2 protein-coding genes are annotated in these 1,237 nt (G+C 45.4%); one reads left to right on the top strand and one right to left on the bottom strand.

Features of this window, described 5'->3' with window-relative positions; translation table 11 throughout:
- Nucleotides 1-637 (top strand): dihydroxy-acid dehydratase (locus A3739_RS16385; protein ID WP_197472374.1); only part of this gene is annotated, 637 nt, incomplete at its 5' end.
- A 64-nt stretch (nt 638-701) separates the two neighbouring features.
- Here A3739_RS16385 and A3739_RS16380 read toward each other — a convergent pair.
- Nucleotides 702-1,211 carry a dihydrofolate reductase gene (locus A3739_RS16380; RefSeq protein WP_068477446.1) on the bottom strand — a complete coding sequence of 170 codons (510 nt, stop codon included), beginning with the start codon at nt 1,209-1,211 and terminating at the stop codon, nt 702-704.
- Nucleotides 1,212-1,237 lie beyond the last annotated feature (26 nt).

Below are 1,237 nucleotides of genomic sequence, written 5' to 3'. Positions count from 1 at the left end.
AGATGGTTGTATTCGTTCTATCGAAAACGCGTTCTCGCTAGAGGGCGGCCTCGCTATTCTTTATGGCAATATCGCTCTTGATGGGTGTGTTGTGAAGACGGCAGGCGTTGATGAGTCAATCCACGTATTCACGGGTAAAGCAAAGATCTTCGAAAGCCAAGACTCAGCAGTAAAAGGTATTTTGAACGATGAAGTAAGTGAAGGCGACGTTGTCGTTATTCGCTACGAAGGTCCGAAAGGCGGCCCAGGGATGCAAGAGATGCTTTACCCAACAAGTTACCTTAAATCGAAAGGCCTTGGTAAAGCATGTGCGCTATTAACCGACGGTCGATTCTCAGGCGGCACCTCTGGCCTATCTATCGGTCACTGCTCACCAGAAGCTGCAGCAGGTGGTGCTATAGGCCTGATTGAAGAGGGCGACATCATTGAAATCAACATTCCTGAACGTAGCATCAACGTGAAACTTAGCGATGCTGAGTTACAAGCTCGCCGCGATGCAATGGACGCAAAAGGAAAAGATGCGTGGAAGCCATTAGAAGATCGTCCACGTAAAGTGACACCAGCACTTAAAGCATATGCTTTACTAGCCACTAGTGCGGACAAAGGCGGTGTACGTAACTTAGATATGCTCGACTAACAGCATAACAAAGAGCAAAAAGCCCGAGTATCTGAGAGATGCTCGGGCTTTTTATTATTAAGGCTTAAGCTGGCTTACGATCATACACAACAAAACTGTAGTCATAAGGATTAGGCTCTTCTGCTTTATAATCTTCCCGACCTAACTCCGACCATTGTGAGCGATCAAATTCAGGAAAATAGGCATCCCCTACCACATGCCGATGCACTTCAGTCAAATACATCCTATCAACCAAATCTAAAGACGCTTTATAAATTTGGTCACCGCCAATAATCATAAGCTCATTCTGACCATCAATCTCTGCAATCGATTCAGCCAATTGAAAGGCTTCCTCTAAGGAATGCACGACCTTCACACCCTCAGCAGACCAATCTGTATTGCGTGTCACCACGATGTTGACTCTTCCCGGAAGCGGCTTTCCAATAGACTCAAAAGTCTTGCGTCCCATGACGATAGGCTTACCCATCGTCACTTCTTTGAAGTACTTTAGATCATTCGGCAAATACCAAGGCAGCTTATTATTTCTACCGATCACATGATTCTGAGACAACGCAACAATCAGCGATTTTTTCATAGTCATTACTCTATCTTCCGCCTAGA

Source organism: Oleiphilus sp. HI0067 (genome assembly GCF_001635735.1).
Note: the sequence above shows the minus strand (reverse complement) of the source record. Positions and strands in the feature narration are given on the sequence as shown.